Below are 23,962 nucleotides of genomic sequence, written 5' to 3'. Positions count from 1 at the left end.
ATAAAAACAACATCCGGGAGGCCAGCATGACGCTCGTTCGCTACGAGAGCGCGGACCATGTCGCGACCATCACGATGGCGCGCAGCGATAAGCACAACGCGCTCAACGACGCGTTGTGTACGGAGTTGCGCGATGCGTGGCTGCGCTTTCGCGACAGCGGCGATCGTGTCGCGGTGCTGGCTTCGTCCGAGGAGAGGTATTTCTCTGTCGGCGCCGATGTCGGTGATCTCCCCGCCAACATGTGGCACGCCGTGCCTGGCCTTGGTGTCGAACTGGACAAGCCCGTGATCGCGGCGACGTCGGGCTGGGTCGTGGGTGGCGCCTTCGTGCTGGTCCAGATGGCCGACCTGTGCGTGGCGTCGGAGACGACACGTTTCATCTATCCCGAGGGAAAGATCGGCACCACCGCGGGTGGCGTGTCGTCGGTGATGGCACGGATGCCGCATAAGATCGCGATGGAATTTCTGCTGGTCGGCGAGGAAATGTCGGCGGAGCGCGCCTTCCAGATCGGCTTCGTCAACAAGGTCGCGCCGAAAGGTCAGCACGTCGTGATGGCGCAGGAGATGGCCGCAAAAATTGCCGGCAACGCACCGCTGGTGGTCCGCGCGCTGAAGAAGCTGGCGCGCGAGGCCATGCCGAAGGGCCCCCTCGAAACCGTTGCCGACGCGCGGCGGCTGCTCGATGAAGTCAGAGACAGCGAAGATCTCAAGGAAGGCGTCAAGGCCTTCGCAGAGAAGCGCAAGCCGAGGTTTACGGGGAAGTGACGCAGTCATTCCGGGGTTCGCGAAGCGAGAGCCCGGAATCCATCCCACCACGGGATATGCGGCCAAATGGATTCCGGGCTCGACGCTACGCGTCGCCCCGGAATGACGATCCGGAGTTATGCAAACACCCGGTGATCGATCACCCCGTTCGGCACCACGTAGCCGTAGCGCGTGTTCGACGGCTCGGCGCCTGCCTTCTCATACTGCGCCTTCATCATCGCGAAGCGATCGCCTTTCAGCTCGAGCATCGCGCGCTTCGGCTGGACGTTGTAGAGCCGCGCATTGTTGTCGCCGAAGATCGCGGTCTTCACCGGTCCGTCGGCGGGCCCGAGCGGCGCGTAGCCGAACTTCTTCTGCATCACTTCGGGGATTTCCAGCCGCCGCAGGCCCTCGATCTGCCATTGCGGCGCGCCGGTCCACAGCGCATCGGTGCCCCAGCAGATATGATCGACGCCGAGGCCCTTGATCAGCGTGCCCATCAGCGCGGCGCAGACATTGGGCTCGGCGACCAGGGTGGTCGCGAACAATTGCCCGACATCGCCATAGACATTGCTGACGCCATACTGCGCCGGGATGTCGGCGAGATCGCTGGTCCAGGCGATCCGGCCGGTGCGCTCGAATTCGGCGAGCGCGACCCTCGGATCGCCGCCGACATGGCGATAGGCCGAGTGATAGATCACGAAGTTGAGCTGCGGCCAGTCCTTGGCGGCCTGGCCGACATCGGCGACGTCGGCAAAGCCGCGCAGGTTCGGATATTGCTTCTCGATCCCGGGCGGGAACAGGCCCTTGTGGACGCAGACATTCTTGATGCCTGCCTTCACCATCTTCTCATAGCCCTTGTAGGCGACCTTCTCGTCGTCCAGCCGCCAGGGATAGCGGCTGATCTCCTTGTGGGTGTTGTCGCCGATCGTGTAGCCCTTGCAGGATTCAGGCTTCAGCGCCAATGCGGCATCGAGCTTGTCGAGCCAGCCGGGCTGGCCGGGTGTGAAGATGGCGTGGCAGAACACGCGCCGCGAGCCGGCCTCGTCGTTGATCTTCTTGCGCGCGTCGGCCATCTGCTCATTGGTCAGGAACCAGTCCTGCTCGATATCCGACGGCGCCGAGGAGATCAGTGAGATCTTGGTGTCGGAATCGAGAAACATCTCCTTCTTGTAGTTGTTGAACTTGAGATCCTCGATGGTCTGCTCGTGATCGCTGAGCTCTTTGTTCAAGCCGGCCTTGCCGACGGCCTTGCGCATTTCCACAAAGCCCATGATGCGGGTGTCGTCGCGCAGGAAATGCGTGTGCATATCCATGATGAACTGGTCCTTCAGGGCGTTGGCGCGCTCCTGCGCCATCGCCGGCGTCGCGGCCTCGGCCGGGGTCACGTCGAACAGCCCCCCGTAGACCTGGTTCATCGCGACAAAGGAGGCGGCCATGCCGGCCGCGGTCTGGAAGAATCTGCGGCGGTCGAGGCCTTGCTTGCCGCCGAGATCGTCGGCCATCGCGAGCAGCCGCGCCTCGACCTCACGCTGCCGTTCGTTCTGCGGGTCGGGATAGAACTCGTCGCTGGAAACGATCTGGGTCGGGATCGGCGTTGGGTACTGGCACAGTTCGGAGGGCATCAAGGCGGCAAGTTCTTCGTCGGTCAGATTGCTGCTCATTCTTCGCTCCCACTTCCCGCCGGATTTTTCCGGTCGGACCGCGGCGGAGACTAGGACCAAGTCCGCGCCTCGTCCGCGCCGATTGCCGGAAACAGCGTTCACAAAATCGTGCATCGCATCTACAGGCTGCGAGATGCCGGCGTCGCGCAGTCTGACATGCGCGCTGCTATGCTCGAGCGCAGCGGATCAGGTGAAGAAATCCGGAAGGGAGCGAGCCATGATGTCATCGGACCATTCGCGGCGCACCATCATCAAGGGCATCGGCGTGGCAGCCGCTGCCGGCGCACTCGGCGAGACGCCGGCGCGGGCCGCAAGCGCAGTTCCGGCCGAAGGCGAAATCTGGAGCAGCGAATACTGGGCGAAGAAGGGCGACATTCCGCTCTGGATGTTCCGCAAGCGGATCGGCGCGCCGAAGCCGGGCGAACCGCCGCGGCCCGTGGCGTTCTTCGTCCACGGCTCGTCGGTGACATCAAGGGTGTTCGACCTCACGGTGCCGGGCAAAGGCGAGTATTCGCTGCTCAATACTTTCGCGCGCTACGGCTTCGATTGCTGGACCATGGACCATGAGAATTACGGCAAGTCGGGCCGCACCTCGGGCAATGCGGATATCGCAAGCGGCGTCGAGGATCTGAGAGCCGCGGTCGAGGTGATCGCCCGCGAGACCGGCGAGAGGCGATATCACTTCGTCGGCGAATCCTCCGGTGCGCTGCGGGCCGGCGCCTTCGCGATGGCGGCGCCCGAGCGGATCGATCGCCTGGTGTTCGCCGCCTTCACCTACAAGGGCGAGGGCTCGCCGACGCTGGCAAAGCGCGCCGAGCAGCTCGCCTATTACCGCAGCCACAACATGCGCAAGCGCGATCGCGACATGATCCGCTCGATCGCGACCCGCGACAAGCCGGGCACGTCGGACCCCGCGGTGATGGAGGTGCTAGCCGATGTCGAAATGCAGTTCGGCGACCAGATCCCGACCGGCACCTATCTCGACATGACCGCCAATCTGCCGGTGGTGCATCCGGAGAAGGTGCTGGCGCCGGTGCTGCTGGTCCGCGGCGAATATGACGGCATCGCGGCGGTGCCCGATCTCGAGGAGTTCTTCAACAGATTGCCGAACGGCGACCGGCAGTTCATCATCCTGCCCGGCACGGCACATTCGGTGGCGCTGGCCACCAATCGCGAGCTGTTCTGGCATGTGACACGGGCATTTCTGACCATGCCGACGCCGATCGTGACCTGACGTCGGCCTGCGTCAGGACGCCGCAACAAGAAACGACGCGGCGATGTCGGGAGGTGGCCATACGGTTCGTCCTCCGGGCACAACCCCGAGAAAAGGAGCCGTTCATGGCCAAGCCGACAATGATCTTCGTCAACCTGCCGGTCAGCAACCTCGCCCGCGCAACCGCCTTCTATGAGGCGATCGGCGCGACGAAAAATCCGCAATTCTCCGACGAGACCGCCTCCGGCATGGTGATCTCCGACACCATCCACGTCATGTTGCTGACCCACGACAAGTTCCGGCAGTTCACGCCGAAGACAATCGCCGACGCCAGGACCACGAGCGAAGTGCTGATCTGCCTGTCCGCCGAGAGCCGCGACGCAGTCGACGGCTATGTCACCAAGGCGAAGGGCGCGGGCGGCAGCGCCGATCCGTCGCCGCAGCAGGATTACGGCTTCATGTATGGCCGCAGCTTCGAGGATCCCGACGGTCACATCTGGGAAGTGATGTGGATGGACGTCGAGGCCGCGATGAAGGCGCAGTCCGCCGCGGCCACCGCCTGAACGCGCGCCGATAGGGAGCTCATCGATGTCAAAAGTGTCACCCTGCCTGTGGTTCGACGGCGAGGCCGAGGAGGCCGCGAAGTTCTACGTCTCGCTGTTGCCGGACTCCCGCATCGACAAGGTCCAGAACAACATCATCGACGGTCCGGCCGGAAAGGCCGGCACCGTGCTGGTGGTCGAGTTCACGCTGGCCGGTCAGCGCTTCATGGCGCTCAACGGCGGGATGAAGATGGAATACACCCATGCGATCTCGTTCTCGATCGACTGTGTCGATCAGGCCGAGGTCGATCGGCTCTGGGCCGCGTTGCTCGCTGGTGGCGGCAAGGAGGACCAGTGCGGCTGGCTGCGCGACCGTTTTGGCGTGTCCTGGCAGATCGTGCCGCGCCAGCTTCACGATTACATCGGCGGCGCCGATGCGGCCGGCGCGGCGCGCGCGATGCAAGCGATGCTCGATATGATCAAGCTCGACGTCGAAGGCCTGCGCCGGGCCTATGAAGGCAAGGCGGCGGCGTGAGGTAGACGCCTCCACTGTCATCGCCCGGCTCGTCCGGGCGATCCAGTATTCCAGAGACCTCGGTGCTCGGCCGATGGGCCGCGGCGTACTGGATGCCCCGCATGAAGCGGGGCATGACAGTGTGCCTAGAGCTTCGGTGCTGATTGAATCAGAACCGAAGCTCTCGCTTCTTGTCTTGACGCGTTTTCTTCACGCGAACCGGTGTCCACCCCGCATCAAGTGCGTGGCAGGCTTCGCTCGAAAACGCTCTAATAATTGATCCGCAGCCCGACGCCGCCGTGAACCGTGTTGCCGACCGGCTGCGGCCCGGCGGTGCCGTTGACGAACAGGTCGGCGATCCAGCCCTTGGTGATGCGGAAGCCGACGCGGCCGCCATATTCGAACCAGCCCTGGTTGCCCATCGTCGGCACGATGGTGCCATCGCCGGTGACGGTGGCGACAATGCCCGAATGCGTGGCGAAGGATTGCACCCAGCCGCCATTGATGTTGGTTTCGATGTTCGATCCGAACAGATGCGTCCACTGGCCGCCGATCTTCACGAGGCTGGTGCGATCGGTGCCGTCGGCGATCGTCGCATCGAACGGATTGAAGGCCATCGCGGGATCGCTGTAGCCCTTGACCCGCTGCCACAGCTGCCAGACCTCGACCGAAGCCGCGAGCTCATCACGCGCCGACAGCCGGTTGATCCAGCCGGCGCGGCCGTAGACGCCGTAATTCTCGCTCGAGGTCTGGCTGGTGATGGACACCGGACCGAGGCTCGTCGCGTAGTTGCGGGTGTAGCGCACCTTCTCGGACGGCGAGAGGATGGTGCCGACGTCGAAGAACGGCCGTGACGAACCCCAGTCGACGAAATCGTAGCGCAGCGCGAAGGCCCCGATCGGCGCGCTGGTGACGTTGTAGCCGCCCTCGCCATATTGCGTGTAGGCGATGCCGGCGAGCAGCGACAGGTTCGGCGTGATGGTCTTGCGGCCATGGATGCCCGCCGAGAACGAGCCGGCCGAACCGAAGGCGCTGATGCAGTCGTTGCAATTGACCTGCTCGTTGACGCCGAGCAGCACCGTGCCGAGCACCCGGTTGGTGATCATCTGGTTGAAGCGCTGGTCGGCGAGGCCGTTGATCGAACCGCCGCTCGACGGCGCGCCGGTGATCGGCGTCGGGGTTGGTGTCGGCGTGGGGGTCGGCGTTGGGGACGGCGTCGGCGTTGGGGTAGGAGTTGGAGTGGGCGTAGGCGACGGCGTCGGCGTTGGTGTCGGAGTAGGCGTCGGTGTGGGGGTCGAATTGCAGTTCGGCGACGCCGACAGCGTGCTTTCGGGATCCGAAGTACAGTTCGGCGTTGGAGTCTGCGCCTGGGCCGGCGCAGCCAGCGCCTGCAGCATTGCAAGCGAGAGCGCCGTCGTCAGAGCGGCCGACAGAATCAACTGCTGCATGCGTCGTATCATGCTCAGCGTCCGCACAGCATGCCGGTGGGGTCGTCGTCGACCGGCGGCGTCACCGGCGTCGCATCCGCAAACTGGGTGACGGTGCAGAGCCCCGCCGCCTGGCTGCAGGTCGCGGCAAAGGTCCAGGGCGGATTGTTGGTCTTCTGGATCGTGGTATGGCCGCCGCTCGAGGTGATGATCGCGGTGTCGCCCGGCTGGGTCAGGTCGATGCACTGCCGGTTCGACGTGCACACCGTCGATGCGCCCTCCTGCAACACCACGGTGGTCTTGCCGCGCTGTGACAGGATATCGAGCACGGTGCCGCGAACGCCGATCGTCGCAAGCGGTGTGGTGATCCTGTAGGCGGCCTTGTCCGAGTGGCCGGTGACGAAGCGGAACGCGCCCGATGTCAGGCGGATCGCGACATCGCGGTAGTGATGCTCGTCGTCGAACACGGTGCGGTCGAGCTTGAGCGAGGCGTTGGGACCGAGCGAGAGGTTGGTGCTGTCAGCCATCACCAGCCGCGCGGCGCTCTCGAGACCGGTGCGCACCGTCTCATCGCGCAGCAACGCGTCGCCGACATTGATCGGCGTGGTCGCGGCCGCAACGCGGAGGACCTCGTTCTTCACCATGGCCGCTTCGCCGACGCGCGTCTGCGCCTGAGCGGGATGGGCCGTCAGTGCGACTGCAAGACCGAGCGCAAGAATGGAGAAAAAGCTGTGAGGTGAATTCATTGCAATACCGATCGACCAACCCGGTCATCGTATCGGATCGCCCATGCAGCTGATATTGTATAATTGTCACAAGCTCTGCTGAGTTGAAGCGGTGCTGATGAATTCGAGGACGTTCAAGGAGCGGGCATGAGAGTGAGTTCTGATCACATTCGTCACATGCGTCACACGCACCGGCGTAGCTCACACTTCGCTCACACTCGTTCCCCTCGCACCGTGCCCACGTTTTGAACATCGCATCCGAATCTTCTTCCGTTCTGCGGCGGCCCGCCGCGCGCACGGCGATCGTTGCGGCCATCATCTTCATCGTCGCCCATGTCGTGCTGCTGCTCGGGATCACGGCGCCGGACAAGCTCTATTTCGATGAGGTGCATTACGTGCCGGCGGCGCGGCAGATGCTATTGCCGGTAGTCGAGGGCCCGATGCTCAACCCGATGCATCCGCCGTTCGCCAAAGAGATCATCGCCCTCTCGATCAAGGCGTTCGGCGACGTGCCGCTCGGATGGCGCTATCCCGCGGCGCTGTTCGGCGCGCTAGCGCTGGTCGCCGTCTATCTCGGCGGGCTCGCGCTGTTCGCGTCGCAGGAGCGCGCCATCGCGGCGGTGCTGCTCGCCTTCTTCAACCAGATGCTGTTCGTGCAGTCGCGTATTGCGATGCTGGATATTTTTGCGCTCGCTTTCTGTCTGTTCGCGATCGCGGCTTTCGTCCACGGCTTCAGGCAGCAGCGGCCGCAACTCGCCTTCGCGCTGACGGGGTTAGCCGCGGGGCTTGCGTGCGCCTGCAAATGGAGCGGGCTGTTCGTGCTCGCGACCTGCATCGCGATCGTCGCGGTGATCCGCTTGATGCAGGGCTGGCGCGTGCGCTTTGCCGATGCCGATGCGGAAGATTGGTACCGGCCCGACTTGTGGCCGGATTTCCGTCTGCCTCACTTCATCGTCTGTTTCGTGCTGATTCCGTTGATCGTCTATCTCGTGACCTTCGTGCCGCTCTACGGCCTCTCGCCCTCCGGCATCATCGAGGCGCAGCGCCGCATCTTTGCCGACAACACCACGACGGCGATTGCAGGCCATACCTACATGAGCTCGTGGCCGTCCTGGCCGTTCCTGGTGCGCCCGGTCTGGTATCTGTTCGAGAAGGTCGGCGACGACGCCTTCGCGGCGATCGTGTTCCTCGGCAACCCGCTGGTGCTGTGGCCGGCCTTGATCGCGCTGATCGTCGCGCTGCGCGACTGGATCGTCAGGCGCAGCCGCGATGCGTTTCTGGTGCTTGCGTTCTACCTCGGCCCGTATCTCGCCTGGGCACTGCTGCCGCGCACCCTCGGCTTCATCTATTACTATCTGCCGGCAGCGTGCACCGCGAGCTTCGTGCTGGTCTACGCGTTGACCCGCAAGGGTGCGCCGCGCTGGCTATTGTGGGCCTTCGTGGCGGCCGGGTGCGCCGGCTTCATCGCGATGCTGCCGGTCACGGTTGCCGCGATCGGGACCTCGATGGCGACCTTCAATCGGCTGATGCTGTTCCAGAGCTGGATCTGAAACGCTCGGGGGCAAAATGATCCGCCTGCCGGGTGCGGAAGGCGGATCCATAGCGTTTTCGAGCGAAGTGGACGCCGGTTCGCGTGAAGAAAACGCGTCCAGATAAAAAGGTAGAGCTTCGGTTCTGATTCAATCAGAACCGAAGCTCGAGGCTGCGGGAGGTTATTTCGACGCGGTCTTGGTATCCATGTTGACGACCTGCACGCGGCGATTGGTCGGGTCCATCGGCGCGTTCGGATCCTTCGGCCGGGTCTTGCCGTAGCCGACGGTCACGAGGTCCGAGCCGTTGAGGCCGTAACGCGAGACCAGATACTTCTTGATGGTGTCGGCGCGGCGCTCCGACAGGTCCTGGTTGTAGGCTTCGCCGCCGATCGCGTCGGTGTGGCCGGCGATGACAAAGGTCGAGCCCTTCATGCTGGCATCCGACAGTGCCTTGCCGAGCTCCTGCACCGCCTGGGTCTTGGCGATCTCCGCCGAGTTATAGTCGAAGTGAATTTCCAGATCGATCTTCGGCTTGGTAGCGGCGATGTCGGCGATCTCCTGGCGTTCGCCGAGCGAAAGCGAACGGGTCTGCCGGTTGCGAACGGTGTTGAGGAAGCTCGCCTCCTTGGCCGAAGCGGCCGGGTCGACCTGCGTATCGGCGGAGAGGCCGCGGGTGGCCGACTTCGGCTTCAGCGCATTGAGGATCTGGGCGGCCGGAACGGTGTCGCTGCCGGCCAGTGCCACGCCCGCCGTCATCGACAGCGCAGCGCCGATCGTCAAAAGAGACAAGGAAAGAGAGCGGGTCATGGGTTTCGTCCTTAAATATGCGGCCAGCCAAATTTGGCTTGCTGTCGTTTGATGCCGAGAACCTAGGACCGGTTCAAAATCCGGTATGTGACATAAGTCACAGTTGGGTGCAGGACCTGGCTTGTGCCAGGCAGGGCAGTGGAGAGGGTGAGCATCATGGCCCAAATCAATCGCGTCCTCCGCTCGATCAACGACGAGGATGCCGCGCGCTGCGTCGATGTCTTCCTTCGCCCGGAAGGGACCATCGGCTTCGAGGAATACCGGCGGGACGTGGAGGATGGCCGCGGCTGGTTTCCGGTTGGCGGTCATGCGTCTCGGGTGTTTCAAGAGGAGAGCGCCGCACTCGAGGCAGCGCTGCAGGACGTTCCCTGGTTGCGGCGGGTCGTCGGATCGGCGTAGCCGGTCCTGCGTGCCCGCACGCCGAAGCGTGCATGATTGTGCGCGGCTGATTTCCCCTAGCCCGGCCCTCCACAGCGGCGCGAATCTCACTACATTGCTGGCGCAATGCCCCGCGCCGCAGAACCCCTTTCGCTGAACAATGCCGCCGCCCGCCATATCTGGCTGCGCGCGCAGCGGCTCGATACCCAGGTGCCGTTCGGGCAGGGCGCTTCAGCCGTGGCGGCTGCCGTCGACCATCTCGGCTATGTGCAGATCGACACCATCAACGTGATCGAGCGCTGCCATCATCACATCCTGTTCACCCGGATTCCGGACTACCGCCGCGACGACCTCAAGCAGGCGCAGAGCACCGACAAGAGCGTGTTCGAATACTGGACGCACGCGCTGTCCTACATTCCGTCCAAGGACATCGGCATCTTCCTGCCGGCGATGAAGGCGCACAAGCGCGAGGGCCACAAATGGTTCGCGTCGGTGACGGCGGCCGATACGCGCAAGGTGCTGCGGCTGTTGCGGGCCGGCCCGCTGACCATCCGCGACATCGAGGACGACGTGCTGACCGAGAAGGAGCATCTCTGGCAGAGCCGCAAGCCCTCCAAGCGTGCGCTGCAGCTCGCCTTCTATGGCGGCGTGGTCACGATCAGCGAGCGCGCCGGAATGCTGAAGACCTATGAGCTGATGAGCAGGCACTTCGGCTGGGACACGCCGCCGAAGCCCGCACCGGCCTCGGCCAGAACAGCCTATCTGCTCGACCGCGCGCTGCGCTCGCAGGGCATCGTCAGCCTGGATTCGATCTGCCATCTCGACGCGCCGAGCAAGAAGGCGGTGCGCAGCCTGATCGAGGCGCGCCTTCGCCGCAAGGAATTGGTCCGGATCGCGCTCGACGGCGCCGGCAAGCAGGAGCATTGGGCGCGCCCCGAGGTGCTGGAGCAGACCGGAGAGGGGGATCCCGCCCTGGTCCACATCCTGTCGCCGTTCGATCCGCTGATCATCCAGCGCAAGCGCACCGAGCTGTTCTTCGGCTATGGCCACCGCTTCGAGGCCTATGTGCCGAAGCAAAAGCGCCTGTTCGGCTATTTCGCGCTGCCCGTGCTGGTCGGCGACGACATCGTCGCCGCCCTCGACATCAAGACCGACCGCCAGAACAAGAAGCTCCTGATGCAGAAATGGAGCTGGGTCGGCAACGGCAAGAAACAGGCGTCGCGCAAGGAGCTCAAGCGCCGCATCGAGGAGGAGCTCGACCGCTTCGAGCGCTTTCAGCTGGCCGAATAGCTTTCAGCTCGATCAAGAGCTCCATGCCGTCATGGCCGGGCATAGCCGTCCGAAGGACGGCGTCGCTTCCGCTCGCCTATGTCCCGGCCATCCACGTCCTTCTTACGCGGATAACAAGACGTGGATGCCCGGCACAAGGCCGGGCTGACGAGTTGGGGCAGCGATCGACCACAGCCTTGGTTTCGCGTTCGGCCTGTGTGCTATGAGTTTTTGCCATTGCTCATTGCGGAGCGAGCCAATAATCCTCGGGGCAAGCACAGCCTGGGGAAACTGATGAGCCAAACCGCAACCATCGCGCCAAGCACCGGCGCCCGCAGCGAGATGGAGACGTCGACGATCCGCGCGATTTCCTGGCGGCTGATCCCGTTCCTGATCCTGGCCTACTTCTTCTCCTATCTCGACCGCGTCAATCTCGGCTTCGCTGCGCTCACCATGAACGCGGAGCTGAAGTTCTCGCCGCTGGTGTTCTCGTTCGGGGCCGGCATCTTCTTCATCGGCTATTTCATCTTCGAGGTGCCGAGCAACCTCGCGCTGGAGCGGTTCGGGGCCAGCAAATGGATCGCCCGCATCATGGTGAGCTGGGGCATCCTCTCGGCCCTGATGGCGGCGGTCTATGACGAGCACAGCTTCTACGCGCTGCGCTTCTTCCTCGGCGTCGCGGAAGCCGGCTTCTTCCCCGGCATCATCCTCTACCTGACCTATTGGTATCCGGCCCAGTATCGCGCGCGCTTCCTTGCCGCCTTCGCGCTCGCCGTTCCGATCTCGACGGTGATCGGCGCGCCGATCTCCGGCATGCTGCTCGGGCTGGACGGCGTCATGGGGATGCAGGGCTGGCAGTGGCTGTTCATCATCGAGGGCGTCCCCTCGGTGCTACTCGGCATCGTCACCTGGTTCTATCTCACCGACCGGCCGGAGAAGGCCGATTGGCTCTCGGCCGAGCAGAAGGCCTGGCTGAAGGCGAAGCTCGACGCCGAGGTCGCGGCCAAGCAGGCGGCGAAGCATTTCAGGCTCGGCGAGGCGCTGTCCTCGCCGAAGGTGCTGGCGCTCAGCGCGATCTATTTCGGCTTCGTCGCCTCGCTCTACGGCATGCAGTTCTGGCTGCCGCAGATCGTCAAGGCGTTCGGTCTGACCAATGCGCAGACCGGCTTCGTCACCGCGATCCCCTATGCATTCGGTGCCGCCGCGATGATCCTGTGGGCGCGCCGTTCAGATGCCACGCGCGAGCGTGTGTTCCATGTCGGCGCGCCGTTGTTGCTGACGGCGCTGGCGCTCGGCGTCTCCAGCTACATCACCGATCCGACCATGACCATGGTGGTGCTGACGGTTGCCGCGATCGGCGTGTTCTGCACCTTCGCGGTGTTCTGGACGCTGCCGACCGCCTGGCTCTCCGGCACCGCCGCCGCCGGCGCGATCGCGTTGATCAACTCGATCGGCAACCTCGCCGGCTTCGGCGGGCCCTATCTGATCGGCTGGGTCAAGGAGACAACCGGCAGCACGTCGACCGGCCTGTTGGTGCTGTCGCTGTTGCCGCTCGCGGCGGGCCTCCTGGTTTTCCTCGGCAGCCACGAGACCAAGACCGAGTTCGCCGACGCGAAGTAGCGACGACGCCAGCGTGGCCGAGCCTTCGCCGCAAACATAGCTGTCATCGCCCGGCTTGACCGGGCGATCCAGTACGCCGCGGCCTCTCTTTCCAATTACGACTGTCTCTGGAATACTGGATCGCCCGCTTTCGCGGGCGATGACAGTTTTGGGCGCAGCGATCGCCGTAGCCCGGGATTTCGCTGCGCTTCATCCGGTCTACGCATTTCCCGAATTTCAGCCGCCAATCCCGCACCAATCCCGGTCGACCTCACGAATTGGTTATCACTGATGAATATTGACATTTATCAGTGATAAATCGATACTCTTCATCAGTCGTCAGCCCGATGGAGATTCCCGATGTTCGCCCGTTCCATTTTCTCGAGCTATTACAGGCTCTTGACGGGAGCCACGTTGGCTTTTGCGGTGTTCGCGCTGACCGGCTGCAATGAAAGGGCGGCTGAAAAGGCCGATCCGGGACGCCCCGTTCTGGTGGCGACCGTCCATTACGAAGCCGAAACCCCTGAGCGCAGTTTTGTCGGCACGGTGAAGCCCCGTATCGAAGCCGATATGGGTTTTCGGGTTGCCGGCAAGGTGGCCAAGCGGCTGGTCGAGGTCGGACAGACAGTCGACGTCGATCAGCCCTTGGCCACCCTCGATGAGATCGACCTGAAGCTGCAGGCCGAGCAGGCCGAGGCCGAGTTCCGCGCCGCCACCGGCGTGCTGGCGCAGGCCGCGGCCGCCGAGCAGCGCGCCAAGGATCTGAAGGCCAAGGGCTGGACCACCGATGCGCAGCTCGATTCCGCCAAGGCCGCCGGCGACGAGGCGCGGGCGCGGCTGAATCGCGCCGAGCGTTCGGTCGAGCTGACCAAAAACTCTCTCTCCTATGCAACGCTGGTGGCCGATACCCGAGGTGTCGTCACAGCGACCATGATCGAGCCCGGCCAGGTGGTTGCCGCGGGCCAGGCTTCGATCCGTGTCGCCCGACTTGGTGAGAAGGAAGCTGTCGTCGCGATCCCAGAGACGCTTCTTGCTCGTGCCAGGTCGGGCGTTGCCACGGTGACGCTCTGGTCGGATGCGAAGAAGACCTATGCCGCCAAGCTGCGCGAGGTCGCGCCGCAGGCCGATCCCGCCACCCGCACCTATCTCGCAAAGTTCTCGCTGCCGGACGCCGACGAGGCCGTCTCGCTCGGCATGACCGCAACCCTGACACTGGCCGACAAGGCGAGCGAGCGCGTGGCGAAGCTGCCGCTGTCGGCGCTGTACAGCCAGGGCGGCGATCCCTCGCTCTACATCGTCGACGACAAGGGCGAGGTCGCGCTGAAGCCGGTCAAGGTGAAGGCCTATGAGAGCAACAACGTCGTCATCTCTGATGGCGTCGACGAAGGCGCCAAGGTCGTCGCCCTCGGTGTGCAGAAACTCGATCCGACCCAGAAGGTGCGGGTCGTGTCGTCGCTGTCGTTCTAACCCTCGCAATATCAGCGCAAACGGTTCTGGGACTTGGTCTAGAACTTGGAGAGTTCGATGAAGCGCTTCAACCTTTCGGCCTGGGCGGTCAGCCATCCGACGCTGGTCCTGTTCCTGATGCTCGTGCTCGGCGTCGCCGGCTTCTTCTCCTACGAGAAGCTCGGCCGCGCCGAGGACCCGTTCTTCACCGTCAAGGTGGTGAACGTCTCGGTGATGTGGCCGGGCGCGACCTCGCAGGAAATGCAGATGCAGGTCGCCGATCCGATCGAGAAGAAGCTGCAGGAGCTGCCGTTCTTCGAAAAGGTGCAGACCTATTCCAAGCCGGGCTTCACGGCGATGCAGGTCACCTTCCGCGACTCGACCCCGCCGAAGGACGTGCCCTATCTGTTCTATCTGCTGCGCAAGAAGCTGGTCGACGTGCAGGGCCAGCTGCCGTCGGGCATCCTCGGCCCCGTGGTCAACGACGAATTCTCCGACGTCGATTCGATCCTCTACATGATGACCGGAGACGGCGCCGACTACGCGCAGCTCAAGAAGGTCGCCGAAGGCTTCCGCCAACGCCTGCTGAAGGTGCCCGGCGTGACCAAGGTCGACCTCTACGGCACCCAGGACGAGCGCATCTATGTCGAGTTCTCGCACGCCAAGCTTGCGACGCTCGGCATCACGCCGCAGGCGCTGTTCGACTCGCTCGCCAAGCAGAACAACGTGACGCCTGCCGGCACCGTCGAGACCTCCTCGCAGCGCGTGCCGCTGCGCGTCACCGGCGCGCTTGACGGCGTCAAGGCGGTGGCCGAGACGCCGGTCGAGAGCAACGGCCGCGTGTTCCGGCTCGGCGATATCGCGACCGTCAGCCACGGCTATGCCGATCCGCCGAGCTTCACGGTGCGTCAGGAAGGCAAGCCCGCGCTCGGCATCGGCGTCGTCACCGCCAAGGGTGCCAACATCCTCGAGCTCGGCAAGGAGGTCGAAAAGGCCACCACCGATTTCATGAAGGCGGTGCCGCAGGGCGTCGAGGTCGAGCAGATCGCCGACCAGCCCAAGGTGGTCGAGCACGCCGTCGGCGAGTTCGTGCACTCGTTCGTCGAGGCGCTGGCGATCGTGCTGTTCGTCTCCTTTGTCGCGCTCGGCTGGCGCACCGGCATCGTGGTGGCGCTGTCGGTGCCGCTGGTGCTCGGCATCGTCTTCATCGTGATGAATGCGATGTCGCTCGACCTGCACCGCATCACGCTCGGCGCGCTGATCATCGCGCTCGGCCTGCTGGTCGACGACGCCATCATTGCGGTCGAGATGATGGTGGTAAAAATGGAGCAGGGCTGGGACCGCTTCAAGGCCGCATCCTTTGCCTGGGAATCTACTGCGTTTCCGATGCTCACGGGGACGCTGGTCACAGCCGCTGGCTTCCTCCCCATCGGCTTTGCCAATTCGGCGGTCGGCGAATATGCCGGCGGCATCTTCTGGATCGTGGCGATCGCGCTGGTCGCCTCCTGGTTCGTCGCGGTGATCTTCACGCCCTATATCGGCGTCAAGCTGCTGCCCAACATCAAGGTGCACCAGAACCACGATCCGCACGCGATCTACGAGACGCGGATGTATCGCGGCCTGCGCAGCGTGGTGCAGTGGTGCGTCGATCACCGCGTCAAGGTGGTGGTTGCAACCGTCGGCGTCTTCATCGCCTCGATCGTCGCGTTCGGCCACGTCCAGCAGCAGTTCTTCCCGCTGTCAGAGCGGCCTGAGCTGTTCCTGCAGCTCCGCCTGCCGGAAGGCACCGCCTTCGGCACCACCGAGAAGGCAGTCAAGAAGGCCGAGGGCCTGCTGAAGGACGACAAGGACATCGAGACCTACACCGCCTATGTCGGCCAGGGCTCGCCGCGCTTCTGGCTCGGCCTCAACCCGCAGCTGCCGAACGAGGCGTTTGCCGAGATCGTGATCCTCGCCAAGAACGTCGATGCGCGCGAGCGCGTCAAGGCGAAGCTCGAGCAGGCCGCCGCCGACGGCGCGCTGAACGAGGCGCGGGTCCGGGTCGACCGCTTCAATTTCGGTCCGCCGGTCGGCTTCCCGGTCCAGTTCCGCGTGATCGGGCCCGACGCCAACAAGGTGCGCGACATCGCCTACCAGGTGCGCGACGTCATGCGCCAGAACCCCAACGTCAAGGACGTCCAGCTCGACTGGAACGAGCAGTCGCCGTACCTGAAGCTTGCCGTCGACCAGGATCGGGCGCGTGCGCTCGGCCTGACCCCGCAGGAGGTTTCGCAGGCGCTGGCGATGCTGATCTCGGGCGCGCCTGTTACCACCATCCGCGACGGCATCGAGAAGGTCGGCGTGGTCGCCCGCGCGGTGCCATCCGAGCGGCTCGATCTCGGCCGCGTCGGCGATCTCACCATCACGTCACGCAATGGTGTCGCGGTGCCCCTCCAGCAGATTGCGAAGATCGAATATGCGCATGAGGAGCCGATCCTGTGGCGGCGCAACCGCGACATGGCGATCACCGTGCGCTCCGACGTCGTCGACGGCGTGCAGGCGCCCGACGTCACCAACCAGATCTCGCCGAAGCTGAAGGACATTCAGGCCCATCTCGAGCCGGCTTACCGGATCGAGCCAGGCGGCGCGTTCGAGGAATCGGCCAAGGGCAATGCGTCGATCTTCATCCTCTTCCCCGTGATGGTGATGGTGATGCTGACGCTCCTGATGATCCAGCTGCAGAGCTTCTCGCGCCTGTTCCTGGTGTTCCTGACCGCGCCGCTCGGCATCGTCGGCGCCTCGCTCGGGTTGAACGTCGCCAACCAGCCGTTCGGCTTCGTGGCGCTGCTCGGCCTGATCGCGCTTGCCGGCATGATCATGCGCAACGCGGTGATCCTGGTCGATCAGATCGAGAGCGACGTGGCCTCCGGCCTGACCCGGCGCGAGGCGATCGTCGAGGCCACCGTGCGGCGCGCCCGGCCGGTGGTGCTGACCGCGCTCGCCGCGATCCTCGCCATGATCCCGCTGTCGCGCTCGGCGTTCTGGGGCCCGATGGCGATCACCATCATGGGCGGTTTGTTTGTTGCGACTTTCCTGACCTTGCTGTATCTGCCGGGCCTTTACGCCCTCTGGTTCCGCAAGACCCTCGAGGAAAGCGGCCCCGAGCAAACCGATACTGCGCCGCAGCATGCAGGAAAGGGACAACGCGCATTTCCGCTTGCTGAGGCTGCCGAATAATTGAAGATTGAGCAGGCCAACATGACGCTGATCCAGGAACATAGCGAAACCGACACCCGCGAACGGATTCTCGTGGTGGCGGAGCGCTTGTTCCGGCAGATCGGCTACCAGAAGACCACGGTGGCCGACATCGCCAAAGAGCTGCGGATGAGCCCCGCCAACGTGTATCGCTTCTTCGATTCGAAGAAGTCGATCCACGAAGGCGTGGCGCGCGGCCTGATGGTCGAGGTCGAGATCGAGGCGCAGCGCATCGCGCGCTCGGAAGGGCCGGCCGCGCCGCGGCTGCGTCAGTTGATGACGACCATCAATCGCATGAACACCGAGCGCTATGTCGGTGATTCCAAGCTGCATGAGATGGTCGAGGTCGCGATGCAGGAGGACTGGGACGTCTGTGTCGCCCATATGGAGTGTATCGCCGCTATTATCGGCGAGGTGATCGCGCAAGGAGCCGCGTCGGGCGAGTTCGAGGCCCCGGACCTGCTACTCGCCTCGCTCTGCGCCTGCACCGCGATGATGCGGTTCTTCCACCCGCAGATGATCGCCCAATGTGCGACCAAGCCGGGCCCGACCATCGACCAGATGATCGATTTCGTGATCGCCGGCCTGTCGCCGCGCGTCCGCGCCAATTGAACGCCAGCACTGACGTTTTCGTCAGTTGACTCGCCAGTCATTCCGGGGCGATGCGTTAGCATCGAACCCGGAATCTCGAGATTCCGGGTCTGGTCCTTCGGACCATCCCGGAATGACAAGAGAGAGATTCAGCGTGACCGCAAAAGACCTGCATTTCTACGAGCCGAAGAACGGCCACGGGCTGAAGCACGACCCGTTCAACGCCATCGTGGCGCCGCGGCCGATCGGCTGGATCTCCTCGCGTGACAAGGGCGGCAACGTCAACCTCGCGCCCTACAGCTTCTTCAACGCCTTCTGCTACGTGCCGCCGATCATCGGCTTCTCCTCCACCAACTGGAAGGACAGCGTCGCCAACATCCAGGACACCGGCGAGTTCGTCTGGAATCTGACGACGATGGATCTGGCCAAGCACATGAATGCGACGGCGGCGCATGTCGCGCGCGATGTCGACGAGTTCAAGCTCGCAGGCCTCACGCCGGTCGCCGGCAAGCTCGTCAACGTGCCGCGCGTCGCCGAAAGCCCGGTGTCGTTCGAATGCAAGGTCAGCCAGATCGTCCAGCTCCAGGGCGCCGACGGCAAGAAGGCCGAGGCCTGGCTGACGCTCGGCGAGGTCGTCGCCGTCCACATCGACAAGGCCTTCATCAAGGACGGCGTCTACCAGACCGGATTGGCCCACCCGATCGTCCGCGCCGGCCGCCGCGGTGACTATTTCGAGATCAAGCCGGAAAACATGTTCGAGATGATCCGGCCGGATTAGTTCTTCTCCCTCGCCCCGCTCTTGCGAGGAGAGGGCAGGGGTGAGGGGCTGCTTCCGCGAGCCGTGAACGCGGTGAGACCTCTACCCCCTCACCCGAAATTCAACCTGCGCTTGAATTTCGACCTCTCCCCGCAAGCGGGGCGAGGTAAGGGAGGACTCTGCGGCGCATTTGCACGCTCCGCGACGACGGCCCGGACCACAACAATGTGAAATTTCAGCGTGCAGTGATGAAAAACCGTCACTCGCAACCTCCAGGCGAGCAGTCTAACCTCCCGCGCGCCAGGCCGGATCAACGGCCGGCCAACAGAGTGGGAGGATGTGATGACACATCAAGAACGGCGCGATCCGAACGTGTCACGTCGAACGCTTGTCCAGGGATTGGCGGTTGGGGCAGCCGCCGCCGCAACCGGCGTCAGTAGTGCGCTGGCCCAGAACGCCCCCGCGCCGGTCGGGCCGCCGACCACGATCACAACCCCGCCGCGCGACTTCAGTCCGCGCGGTGCGCCGACCACCTATTTCTGGGACCCCGACATCATCGCGGTCGATCCGTCCTTCAACGACCTTGCCCAGCCCAACACCTCGATCAAGCGGCTCCATACCGGTCTGTTGTGGGCGGAAGGCCCGGCCTGGAGCGCGCAGGGCCGCTATATGCTGTGGAGCGACATCCCCAACAACCGGCAGATGCGCTGGTCGGAGGACGACGGCCATGTCAGCGTCTTCCGCACGCCGTCGAACTACTCGAACGGCAATTCGTTCGACTTCCAGGGCCGCCAGCTGTCCTGCGAACATCTCACCCGCCGCGTGACGCGTTACGAGAACGACGGCACCGCGACCGTGCTCGCCGATTCCTATCAAGGCAAGCGGCTGAACTCGCCGAACGACGTGGTCGCGCATCCCGACGGCAGCTACTGGTTCACCGATCCGCCCTATGGCGGCCAGCTCTATGAGGGCGAGCCTGATGCCGCCGGCGGACCAGGCAATCCGGCCGGCAAGCTCAATCCGCGGATCGGCCAGCCGGCGGGCTTCGTGCCGGCCAAGCGCGAACTGCCGACCAATTGCTATCGCATCGATCCCTCCGGGCGTATCGATCTCGTGGTGAGCGAAGATCAGGTGCCCGATCCGAACGGGTTATGCTTCTCGCCCGATTACAAGAAGCTCTATGTGGTCTCGACCGGCAAGGGACCGGGCGACACCGGCCCCGGCGGCAACGGTGACGTCTTCGTGTTCGATGTCGGCGCCGACAACAAGCTCTCAAACGGCAAGCGGTTCAGCGATTTCACGATCGACGGCGTGAAGTGCGGACCGGACGGCATCCGCTGCGACGTCAACGGCAATGTCTGGTGCTCGAGCAATGCCGGCCGCGCGGTCGGTTACAGCGGCGTGACGGTGTGGTCGCCGGAAGGCAAGCTGCTGGGCCGCATCCGGCTGCCCGAGGTCTGCGGCAACATCACCTTCGGCGGCCCCAAGCGCAACCGCCTGTTCATGGCCGCAAGCCAGTCGCTCTACGCGGTCTATACCGCGACCCAGGGCGCCGGGCCGGCTTAGAGTATCCGCGTAGGAAACTGCGCTCCCTCTCCCGCTTGCGGGGGAGGGTTGGGGTGGGGGCTCTTTCCACGAGTCGCACTGTGGAGAGAGCCCCCACCCGCAAGCGGGAGAGGTGCAGGGAGTCCGCCGCGAGACCGATCGAACTTGGCTTCACCCGCCGGCGCCATCCCCCCGCTACCTGATTGTCGTACCTCAGCTTTCGGAACTGAACGCGTGGCGTGCCGTTAACAAAACGGCGCCTTGCCGCGTCAATTTCGCTTTATCTGCAAGGCGAAGTGTTCACCCGTGACCGGCACTTTCGGATAACATGGAGCATGATCCGAAAAAGTGGAGACCGGTTTTTCGAGAAGATCATGCTCCCAACATAAATCCTATCCGCGCCGCCGATCCATGAGGGCCCCACCATGAGCTTCCGCCGCGATTACATCACCAAGCCGATCTTCTACTGGGCGCGCGGCGTGCTGCCGACGATGTCGGACACCGAGCGCGAGGCGCTGGAAGCCGGCGACGTCTGGTGGGACGCCGATCTCTTCACCGGCAATCCCGACTGGTCGAAATTGCTGGCGATCGCGCCGGCCAAATTGACCGACGAGGAGCACGCCTTCCTGCACGGTCCGGTCGACGAGCTCTGCAACATGCTCGACGAGTGGAAGATCAACTGGGAATGGCGCGACCTGCCGCCCGAGGTCTGGGCCTTCATCAAGGCCAAGAAATTCTTCGGCATGATCATTCCGAAGGAATTCGGCGGGCTCGGCTTCTCGCCCTATGCGCATTCCGAAGTGGTGCGAAAGATTTCGTCGCGCTCGCTGACCGCGGCCGTCACCGTGATGGTGCCGAACTCGCTCGGGCCGGGCGAACTCCTGATGCGCTTCGGCACCAGGGAGCAGCAGGACAGATGGCTGCCGCGCCTGGCCGCCGGCCAGGACATTCCGTGCTTCGGCCTGACCAGTCCCGAGGCCGGCTCGGACGCCGCCTCGATGATCGACACCGGCATCATCTGCAAGGGCAATTTCGAAGGCCGCGAGTTGCTTGGCCTCAAGCTGAACTGGCACAAGCGCTACATTACGCTCGGCCCGGTCTCAACGCTGCTCGGCCTCGCCTTCAAGGCCTATGATCCCGATCACCTGGTCGGCAGCGAGGAAGAGCTCGGCATCACCGTGGCGCTGATCCCGACCCATCTGCCCGGCGTCTCAATCGGCCAGCGCCATCTGCCGGCGATGCAGGTGTTCCAGAACGGCCCGAACTGGGGCCGCGATGTCTTCATTCCGCTCGACTACATCATCGGCGGCCAAGAGCGGCTCGGCCAGGGCTGGAAGATGCTGATGACGGCGCTCGCCGCCGGCCGCGGCATCTCGTTGCCGTCACTGTCGGCCGCCGGCGCCGCCTACGCCGCGCGCACCACCGGCGCCTATGCCCGCATCCGCGAGCAGTTCGGCATCTCGATCTCGAAATTCGAGGGCATCGAGGAGCCGCTGGCGCGCATTGCCGGCACCGCCTATCTGCTCGACGCCGCGCGGCGGCTGACCTGCGCCGCGCTGAACGAGGGGCATCACCCCGCGGTCATCTCCGGCATCATGAAGCTGCACGCCACCGAGCGGATGCGGATCGCGATCGACGACGCCATGGACATCCATGGCGGCAAGGCCGTGATCGACGGGCCGCAAAACTATCTCGGCGGGCTCTATCGCTCGGTGCCGGTCGGCATCACGGTCGAGGGCGCCAATATCCTGACCCGCAATCTGATCGTGTTCGGGCAGGGCGCGATCCGCGCGCATCCCTATTTGTTGCAGGAGATGAACGCGCTCGGCGAGACCGATCGCGACAAGGGCCTCACTGCGTTCGACACCGCGTTCTGGAAGCATGTCGGGCACAGCTTTGCGACCATGTTCCGCGCCTGGGGCCGCAGCTGGAGCTTTGGCCTGTTCGCCCCGGCGCCTGACGCCGGCGAGGCCACCGAATTCTACCGCCAGCTGTCGCGCTATTCGTCGGCGTTCGCGCTCTGCGCCGACATGGCGCTGCTCACGCTCGGCGGCGCGCTGAAGCGCAAGGAGATGCTCTCCGCGCGCTTCGGCGATATACTGTCCGAGCTGTACTTGCTCTCTGCCGCGCTGAAGCGGTGGCAGGACGAGGGCCGGCAGAAGGAGGATCTTCCCGCTCTCGAATGGTGCATGGCGTCGGGCTTCAAGACCATCGAGAACCGCTTTGCGGAAATCCTCGCCAATCTGCCGAACCGGTTTGTCGGCTGGATGCTGAAATTCCTGATCCAGCCGTTCGGCGCCCGCGTCACCGGCCCGTCGGACCGTATGGTGCATCTCTGCGCGCAGCTCGTGCTGTCGCCGTCGGCGGCGCGCGACCGCCTGACGCCGGACCTCGCCTTTGTCGAGGATGACGGTGGCATCGCGCGGCTGGAGAAAGCCTTCCGCCTCGTGACCGAGGCCGACGATGCTGCCAAGCAGCTGCGCGCGGCGCGGCTGAATGACTGGCGGGAGGGCGTCAAGAAGGGCGTCATCACCGAGGCCGACGGCGAAAAGCTCGCGGCCGCCCATGACGCGGTGGCAAAAGTCATCGAGGTCGATGATTTTGCGCCGGAGGCATTGTCCCCGATTTACAAGAAAACCGCCGACGTGCATCAGTTCTTCCAGGAGCTGGGTGAGCAGAGGGCGGCGAGCTGATGGCGCGACAAGTCTTTATCGTCGACGGCAGCCGGACGCCGTTCCTGAAGGCGCGCTCCGGTCCCGGCCCGTTCACCCCGGTCGATCTCGCCGTGCAATGCGGCCGGCCGCTGCTGGCGCGACAGCCTTTCGCGCCCACCGCCTTTGATCAGGTCATCCTCGGCTGCGTCAACGTGATCGCCGACGAGATGAACCCGGCGCGGGTCGCGGCGCTCCGGCTCAGCATGGGCGAGAAGATGGTCGCCTTCACGGTGCAGATCAATTGCGGCTCGGGCATGCAGTCGATCGACACCGGCTACCGCTATATCCGCGAGGGCATCTCCGATCTGATCCTCGCCGGCGGCGCCGAGGCGTTGAGCCACGCGCCGCTGGTCTGGCCCAATTCCGGCGTGCGCTGGTTTGCCGGCTTTGCCGGCGCCAAGGGCATTGGCGCCAAGATCGCCGCCGCGCTGAAGGTCAAGCCGAGCTACTTCAAGCCGATCATCGGCCTCGAGCGCGGGCTGACCGACCCGATCACCGAACTCAACATGGGGCAAACAGCCGAGAAGGTCGGCCATCTCTTCGGCGTTACGCGCGCCCAGTCCGACGCTTATGCTGCCGAGAGCCATCAGCGGCTCGCCAACGCGCAAAAGCAAGGCTTCCTCAAGGGCGAGGTCGAGACCGCGTTCTCCCGCGACGGCAAGTTCTACGATCATGACGACGGCGTCCGTCCAGACTCGACAGCGGAGACGCTGGCGAAGCTGAAGCCGGTGTTCGAGCGCCCCTGGGGCCAGGTCACCGCCGGCAATTCCTCGCAGATCACCGACGGCGCCTCCTGGGTGATCCTGGCGTCGGAGGCAGCCGTTGCGAAGTACGGGCTGACGCCGAAGGCCGTCATCCTCGACAGCCAGTGGTCGGCGCTCGATCCCTCGATCATGGGGCTCGGCCCGGTGCTGTCGGCGAGCGCGCTGCTCAAGCGCAACGAGCTGACGTTGCAGGACGTCGAGACCTGGGAGTTGAACGAGGCGTTTGCGACGCAGGTGCTGGGTTGCCTCGCCGCCTGGAATGACGACAAATTCTGCCGCGAGATTCTTGGGCTCGACGGCGCGGCCGGCGAGATCGATCGCGCCAAGCTGAATGTCGATGGCGGCGCGATCAGCCTCGGCCATCCCGTAGGCTGCAGCGGCAACCGCATCGTGCTGCATCTGGTCAATGCGATGAAGCGGCTCGGCACCAGGCGCGGCGTCGCCACCGAATGCATCGGTGGCGGGCAGGGCGGCGCGATGTTGATAGAGACGGTGTGA

19 protein-coding genes are annotated in these 23,962 nt (G+C 64.4%); 15 read left to right on the top strand and 4 right to left on the bottom strand.

The window, feature by feature from the left end; translation table 11 throughout:
• Positions 1–26 precede the first annotated feature (26 nt).
• Positions 27–764, top strand: coding sequence for an enoyl-CoA hydratase/isomerase family protein (locus HAP48_RS07160; RefSeq protein WP_166214338.1), 738 nt, complete (start codon positions 27–29; stop codon positions 762–764).
• A 116-nt stretch (positions 765–880) separates the two neighbouring features.
• Here HAP48_RS07160 and HAP48_RS07155 read toward each other — a convergent pair whose 3' ends face one another.
• Complete coding sequence (locus HAP48_RS07155) at positions 881–2,407, bottom strand: amidohydrolase family protein (RefSeq protein WP_166214339.1); 1,527 nt, start codon at positions 2,405–2,407, stop codon at positions 881–883.
• Between the two features lie 217 nt (positions 2,408–2,624).
• Between HAP48_RS07155 and HAP48_RS07150 the strand changes: the two genes are divergently transcribed.
• The 3 genes from HAP48_RS07150 to HAP48_RS07140 all read left to right on the top strand — a co-directional run bounded on the left by HAP48_RS07150 (position 2,625) and on the right by HAP48_RS07140 (position 4,697).
• Positions 2,625–3,641 (top strand): alpha/beta hydrolase, encoded by a 1,017-nt coding sequence (locus tag HAP48_RS07150; RefSeq protein WP_166214340.1) that lies wholly within the window; start codon positions 2,625–2,627, stop codon positions 3,639–3,641.
• A gap of 104 nt (positions 3,642–3,745) precedes the next feature.
• Positions 3,746–4,183: a VOC family protein gene (locus HAP48_RS07145; RefSeq protein WP_166214341.1), complete on the top strand. Its 438-nt coding sequence runs from the start codon at positions 3,746–3,748 to the stop codon at positions 4,181–4,183.
• A gap of 25 nt (positions 4,184–4,208) precedes the next feature.
• Positions 4,209–4,697 carry a VOC family protein gene (locus HAP48_RS07140; RefSeq protein ID WP_166214342.1) on the top strand — a complete coding sequence of 163 codons (489 nt, stop codon included), beginning with the start codon at positions 4,209–4,211 and terminating at the stop codon, positions 4,695–4,697.
• Between the two features lie 248 nt (positions 4,698–4,945).
• On the opposite strand, the gene HAP48_RS07135 is transcribed toward HAP48_RS07140, so the two are convergent.
• A complete protein-coding gene (locus tag HAP48_RS07135) occupies positions 4,946–6,124 on the bottom strand; it encodes a hypothetical protein (protein WP_224496941.1) in 1,179 nt (392 codons plus the stop codon).
• A 14-nt stretch (positions 6,125–6,138) separates the two neighbouring features.
• A complete protein-coding gene (locus HAP48_RS07130) occupies positions 6,139–6,849 on the bottom strand; it encodes a FecR family protein (RefSeq protein ID WP_166214344.1) in 711 nt (236 codons plus the stop codon).
• A 224-nt stretch (positions 6,850–7,073) separates the two neighbouring features.
• Between HAP48_RS07130 and HAP48_RS07125 the strand changes: the two genes are divergently transcribed.
• Entirely contained in the window at positions 7,074–8,378 is a 1,305-nt protein-coding gene (locus HAP48_RS07125; protein WP_166214345.1) for a phospholipid carrier-dependent glycosyltransferase, read from the top strand.
• A 162-nt stretch (positions 8,379–8,540) separates the two neighbouring features.
• Here the strand turns inward: HAP48_RS07125 and HAP48_RS07120 are convergent, their stop codons facing one another.
• Entirely contained in the window at positions 8,541–9,167 is a 627-nt protein-coding gene (locus HAP48_RS07120) for an OmpA family protein (protein ID WP_166214346.1), read from the bottom strand.
• 156 nt (positions 9,168–9,323) lie between these two features.
• Here HAP48_RS07120 and HAP48_RS07115 point away from each other — a divergent pair, with 156 nt between their 5' ends.
• The 10 genes from HAP48_RS07115 to HAP48_RS07070 all read left to right on the top strand — a co-directional run bounded on the left by HAP48_RS07115 (position 9,324) and on the right by HAP48_RS07070 (position 23,962).
• A complete protein-coding gene (locus HAP48_RS07115) occupies positions 9,324–9,566 on the top strand; it encodes a hypothetical protein (RefSeq protein WP_166214347.1) in 243 nt (80 codons plus the stop codon).
• Positions 9,567–9,671: 105 nt separating this feature from the next.
• Positions 9,672–10,835, top strand: coding sequence for a winged helix-turn-helix domain-containing protein (locus HAP48_RS07110; RefSeq protein ID WP_166214348.1), 1,164 nt, complete (start codon positions 9,672–9,674; stop codon positions 10,833–10,835).
• A gap of 273 nt (positions 10,836–11,108) precedes the next feature.
• On the top strand, positions 11,109–12,434 hold the full coding sequence (locus tag HAP48_RS07105; RefSeq protein ID WP_166214349.1) for an MFS transporter: 1,326 nt from the start codon (positions 11,109–11,111) through the stop codon (positions 12,432–12,434).
• 339 nt (positions 12,435–12,773) lie between these two features.
• A complete protein-coding gene (locus HAP48_RS07100) occupies positions 12,774–13,880 on the top strand; it encodes an efflux RND transporter periplasmic adaptor subunit (RefSeq protein ID WP_166214350.1) in 1,107 nt (368 codons plus the stop codon).
• 57 nt (positions 13,881–13,937) lie between these two features.
• A complete protein-coding gene (locus HAP48_RS07095; protein ID WP_166214351.1) occupies positions 13,938–17,075 on the top strand; it encodes an efflux RND transporter permease subunit in 3,138 nt (1,045 codons plus the stop codon).
• Between the two features lie 21 nt (positions 17,076–17,096).
• The gene (locus HAP48_RS07090) at positions 17,097–17,705 is read left to right on the top strand and encodes a TetR/AcrR family transcriptional regulator (RefSeq protein WP_166216800.1); all 609 of its coding nucleotides are present in this window, start codon (positions 17,097–17,099) and stop codon (positions 17,703–17,705) included.
• Positions 17,706–17,838: 133 nt separating this feature from the next.
• Positions 17,839–18,462 carry a flavin reductase family protein gene (locus HAP48_RS07085; RefSeq protein ID WP_166214352.1) on the top strand — a complete coding sequence of 208 codons (624 nt, stop codon included), beginning with the start codon at positions 17,839–17,841 and terminating at the stop codon, positions 18,460–18,462.
• 321 nt (positions 18,463–18,783) lie between these two features.
• Complete coding sequence (locus tag HAP48_RS07080) at positions 18,784–20,007, top strand: SMP-30/gluconolactonase/LRE family protein (protein WP_166214353.1); 1,224 nt, start codon at positions 18,784–18,786, stop codon at positions 20,005–20,007.
• Between the two features lie 404 nt (positions 20,008–20,411).
• A complete protein-coding gene (locus HAP48_RS07075) occupies positions 20,412–22,679 on the top strand; it encodes an acyl-CoA dehydrogenase (RefSeq protein ID WP_166214354.1) in 2,268 nt (755 codons plus the stop codon).
• Positions 22,679–23,962, top strand: a complete 1,284-nt coding sequence (locus tag HAP48_RS07070) for an acetyl-CoA C-acetyltransferase (protein WP_166214355.1) — start codon at positions 22,679–22,681, stop codon at positions 23,960–23,962. Before HAP48_RS07075 ends, HAP48_RS07070 begins: the two co-directional genes overlap by 1 nt.

Origin of the sequence: Bradyrhizobium septentrionale, assembly GCF_011516645.4 — a bacterium.
GTDB classification, from domain to species: domain Bacteria; phylum Pseudomonadota; class Alphaproteobacteria; order Rhizobiales; family Xanthobacteraceae; genus Bradyrhizobium; species Bradyrhizobium septentrionale.
This window is presented reverse-complemented; position numbering and strand designations above follow the sequence as displayed.

Excerpts from the sequence above, each read along its gene's own strand:
- HAP48_RS07160 (WP_166214338.1), top strand. The coding sequence starts at position 27 with ATGACGCTCGTTCGCTACGAGAGCGCGGACCATGTCGCGACCATCACG.
- HAP48_RS07155 (WP_166214339.1), bottom strand. The coding sequence starts at position 2,407 with ATGAGCAGCAATCTGACCGACGAAGAACTTGCCGCCTTGATGCCCTCC.
- HAP48_RS07150 (WP_166214340.1), top strand. The coding sequence starts at position 2,625 with ATGATGTCATCGGACCATTCGCGGCGCACCATCATCAAGGGCATCGGC.
- HAP48_RS07145 (WP_166214341.1), top strand. The coding sequence starts at position 3,746 with ATGGCCAAGCCGACAATGATCTTCGTCAACCTGCCGGTCAGCAACCTC.
- HAP48_RS07140 (WP_166214342.1), top strand. The coding sequence starts at position 4,209 with ATGTCAAAAGTGTCACCCTGCCTGTGGTTCGACGGCGAGGCCGAGGAG.
- HAP48_RS07135 (WP_224496941.1), bottom strand. The coding sequence starts at position 6,124 with ATGCAGCAGTTGATTCTGTCGGCCGCTCTGACGACGGCGCTCTCGCTT.
- HAP48_RS07130 (WP_166214344.1), bottom strand. The coding sequence starts at position 6,849 with ATGAATTCACCTCACAGCTTTTTCTCCATTCTTGCGCTCGGTCTTGCA.
- HAP48_RS07120 (WP_166214346.1), bottom strand. The coding sequence starts at position 9,167 with ATGACCCGCTCTCTTTCCTTGTCTCTTTTGACGATCGGCGCTGCGCTG.
- HAP48_RS07115 (WP_166214347.1), top strand. The coding sequence starts at position 9,324 with ATGGCCCAAATCAATCGCGTCCTCCGCTCGATCAACGACGAGGATGCC.
- HAP48_RS07110 (WP_166214348.1), top strand. The coding sequence starts at position 9,672 with ATGCCCCGCGCCGCAGAACCCCTTTCGCTGAACAATGCCGCCGCCCGC.
- HAP48_RS07105 (WP_166214349.1), top strand. The coding sequence starts at position 11,109 with ATGAGCCAAACCGCAACCATCGCGCCAAGCACCGGCGCCCGCAGCGAG.
- HAP48_RS07100 (WP_166214350.1), top strand. The coding sequence starts at position 12,774 with ATGTTCGCCCGTTCCATTTTCTCGAGCTATTACAGGCTCTTGACGGGA.
- HAP48_RS07095 (WP_166214351.1), top strand. The coding sequence starts at position 13,938 with ATGAAGCGCTTCAACCTTTCGGCCTGGGCGGTCAGCCATCCGACGCTG.
- HAP48_RS07090 (WP_166216800.1), top strand. The coding sequence starts at position 17,097 with ATGACGCTGATCCAGGAACATAGCGAAACCGACACCCGCGAACGGATT.
- HAP48_RS07080 (WP_166214353.1), top strand. The coding sequence starts at position 18,784 with ATGACACATCAAGAACGGCGCGATCCGAACGTGTCACGTCGAACGCTT.
- HAP48_RS07075 (WP_166214354.1), top strand. The coding sequence starts at position 20,412 with ATGAGCTTCCGCCGCGATTACATCACCAAGCCGATCTTCTACTGGGCG.
- HAP48_RS07070 (WP_166214355.1), top strand. The coding sequence starts at position 22,679 with ATGGCGCGACAAGTCTTTATCGTCGACGGCAGCCGGACGCCGTTCCTG.